This window comes from Methylobacterium sp. J-070, assembly GCF_022829385.1.
Taxonomy (GTDB): domain Bacteria; phylum Pseudomonadota; class Alphaproteobacteria; order Rhizobiales; family Beijerinckiaceae; genus Methylobacterium.
Map to the genome: position 1 here is coordinate 1 of NZ_JAKSXX010000232.1, position 3,089 is coordinate 3,089.

The window sequence follows — 3,089 nt, forward strand, 5'->3', positions numbered from 1 at the left end:
TGTGCCGTCTGCACCTCGATCTGGCGCAGCTTCAGCACCACCTGCTCCGCGCTCGTCTTCTGACCTCGCCGCATGTCCGACTCCTTCGATCCTGGCTGATCCTCTCAATCAGCCCGGTCCAAAGCCAGCCGGTCAGGTCAATACCTTCACTGGTTTGCTCCAACCTTCAGCAAGAAAGATGACATTTCTGGAGGAATTGATACGGCCTTTCAATTCCTCCAGGCATGCGAATTTGCGTACCCACGTGCGATTGCAGCGATCGAAGCCTTAGTTTCTCATGCTGCCCCTGATGCAAACGTTGCGTATGGGCCGTTTATCGCATCGCTTGAGAACTGGGCGAAACCAGTTTGGATGAAACAGCTCGATGAAGCTGGCATCCCAATCCCTCTATCCGAACGCCTATGGAAATATATTGGCGACGTGGAAGATCGAGTAGATGCACTTGCAGCCATCAAGGCGTTGCCCTTTGATAGAATTTCCGAGTTTGATGAAATCGATCTTTTTATTATAAGTCAATCGCTCTAGTTGAATTGATATCAGCGAAAAAATATCAAACAAACGATATCTATCAGTTAAATTTTTTCCGAACCGACACCTCCGCGGGGACAGCGGCTGTCGTTACGATTGGGCAAGCTCGCGTTCCTGTCATCTAAACTTAGGTTTTATGGGGGCATCTTGATATGGCGTTGTCCGATGGAACCTTCTGATAGGAATGCCCCTAGGATGGCCTCAGACGCTTCAATTTCGGCTTTAAGGATTTTCGGCAAGAAAGGGGCTCCGCGGACGGGAGAAGCCCCTCAGCGGCCAAAAATACGAGCCGGCCGTTTCGGGGGTGGAGACTGCAGGGGATCCGTTGCCGGCGGCCCCCGGCTCACTTAGACTCAGCGCGCCGGCGGTCGAATTCGGGACACTGCCCACATGCGGGTAGGAGAGGTTACGGCCTCCCGTCGGCGTCTCCGCCCAGCCACTTCAGCGCCTGCGCCGCGCGCAGCCGGTGCACGCTGACGATGCGCAGGAAGCCCGTCAGGCTGCGGGCCACCACGGTGTTCCACCAGCCGTCGTCGCGCTCGGTCACCACCGAGCGGCGGTTCGCCTGGCCGCGATCCACCAGGCGGCCGGCGTCGATCAGGGCCTGCACGGCCGCGAAGCTCGCCACCTCGGTGGGCCGGGCGCGATGGGCCCCGAGCTTCTCGGCCAGCGTATCCCGGGACACCGAGACCAGGGCCGAGCGCGCGTCGAGGGCCGCCGCGACGGCGGGCGCCACGGCGACCGGCACCTGGACGCGCTCGCTCGGCGGCAGGCGGGACACGATCCGCGGCAGCGGGCTCGCCCAGATCTCCGCGATGGCCCGGCGGGCCTCGGGGGCGCCGGCCGCCTCCAGGCGCTCGCTCAGGCTCGCCACGAGGGTGCGGACCCGGGCGAGGCCCGGATTGTGCGCCCAGCCCGGATCGATCCCGTCCGGCACGCGCACCACGGCGCCGGTGCGCCGGTTCACGAAGGTGCGCGCGGGGCTCTCCGGCCGCTCGGCGCTGTAGCCGGGCTCGGCGAGCTTCTTCTCCCGCTCGAAGCGCGAGATCTGGCGCACGGCGCATTTGCACTGCCAGCCGTTGGGCGGGAAATGCGTGGTCCAGAACGGATCGTCCGCCGGCAGGATCGTCCCGGCCCAGGCGAGGTGCTGGGGCCGCGGATCGGCCGAGCTGGTGCGGACGTAGAGCAGGTCGGGCAGCGCCGCCTTGGTCCGCTGGATCCGCTCCCACTGCCCGGCCGCCCGGGCCGAGCGCATGTTGGCCGAGAAGATCGTCTGCAGGCGGCGCGGGCTGGTGAAATCCACCGCGGCGTCCGGATCCCGGCGGGCGGGATCCGCGATGGCACGCGCCCCGCCCCAGCCGAGGCGGCGCAGCTCGGGCACGAGGCCCGCGCGCCAGGTCTCGAACCCCTCGCCCCGGTCGATCGCCCCGGCGAGGCTGTCCCGGAACAGGGTCAGCAGCTCCACGTCCACGGCCTTGGCCACCGTGAACGCGTAGGCGTGCTCCTCGCCCCAGACGTCGAGCCACGAGAAGGCCGGCTTGAGCCCGCGCCCGGCGAAGTAGCGCGGCACCTCGGGCGGGACCTTGAAGCCGGATTGAACGCCCGGTTCAGCCATGGACCGTCACGGCTGCCCGGACCAGATCATCCGCCCGAAATCCGGGCCGGGCGAGATGATATAAACCGGCCGCATGCGCAGTGCGGCCGGACTATCCCCGGGACCTGTCAGCCATCGCAGAACGGCGTCTGACACGGGTTCATCTGGCAGGAAATCGATGGCGCGGCCCAGCACATCGACCTTTCGACCCTTCCGTTTCGCATCGTTCGGGCTCTTGCCGAACCGGGATGGCCCAAAGTCCCTTTCCCAGGGCTTGCGGCTGACGAACCGGCGCCCGGGGATCAGCTCCAGGAAGCCCCACACGTCGAAATCGTGGATACCCCGCTGATCCTCGGTCGCAACGCCGGCCGAACACTGCTGATGGTGAAGGGCAGCACCCTGGCAGAAGCACAGCACGCGAAGACGGTCGGCGTAGACATGCGACTTGTTGAATGGCCGACAGACGTGGGCGATCGCGTCGGCGCCGATGATGGCAAGCCGGCGCAAGTCTTCGTCGCCGATGATCTCAAACGATCGCGCCTCCCGCGGTGCATCGCTCATCTCGCGGTCCCCTACCTGTTCCGCCACGCGACCCGTGGCTGCCTCCCACCGTGATGCTAATCCCCGACATCGCCCAGCCCCCGGGCGATCGCCGTCGCCCGCGCGAGGCGCGCGCGCAGGGGGCCGCTGTCGACGCGCACGGCGTCGAGCCGGGCCAGCACCTCGTCGTAGCTCGTCGCCTCGGCGGCCAGGGCGAACAGGCCCTCCAGCAGGGGATCGGTGATCGCCGTCCAGTCGGCGAGCAGGTCGTCCTGGAGGTCGTCGAGCGCGTCCCGGTCCGGATCCCGGGCGGAGAACCGGGCGGTGGCGCAGGCGCCGCAGCGGCATCCGCCCGGGTGGCCGGGGCGCAGCGCCAGCCGCGCGGGCGGGGCCGCGGGCGCGGCCGGGGCCGCCGCCGGCGCCGGCG

At 67.1% G+C, this 3,089-nt stretch carries 4 protein-coding genes; 1 reads left to right on the forward strand and 3 read right to left on the reverse strand.

What is annotated here, in order from left to right; all coding sequences use genetic code 11:
• Positions 1–351: 351 nt before the first annotated feature.
• Complete coding sequence (locus MKL01_RS24775; RefSeq protein WP_243907825.1) at positions 352–525, forward strand: hypothetical protein; 174 nt, start codon at positions 352–354, stop codon at positions 523–525.
• Positions 526–934: 409 nt separating this feature from the next.
• On the opposite strand, the gene MKL01_RS24780 is transcribed toward MKL01_RS24775, so the two are convergent.
• From MKL01_RS24780 to MKL01_RS24790, 3 genes are all read right to left on the reverse strand, one after another.
• Entirely contained in the window at positions 935–2,143 is a 1,209-nt protein-coding gene (locus MKL01_RS24780; protein ID WP_243907826.1) for a phage minor head protein, read from the reverse strand.
• 6 nt (positions 2,144–2,149) lie between these two features.
• Positions 2,150–2,683, reverse strand: coding sequence for a hypothetical protein (locus MKL01_RS24785; RefSeq protein ID WP_243907827.1), 534 nt, complete (start codon positions 2,681–2,683; stop codon positions 2,150–2,152).
• Positions 2,684–2,739: 56 nt separating this feature from the next.
• The coding region (locus tag MKL01_RS24790) for a DUF935 family protein (RefSeq protein WP_243907828.1) at positions 2,740–3,089 on the reverse strand (350 nt) is incomplete at its 5' end.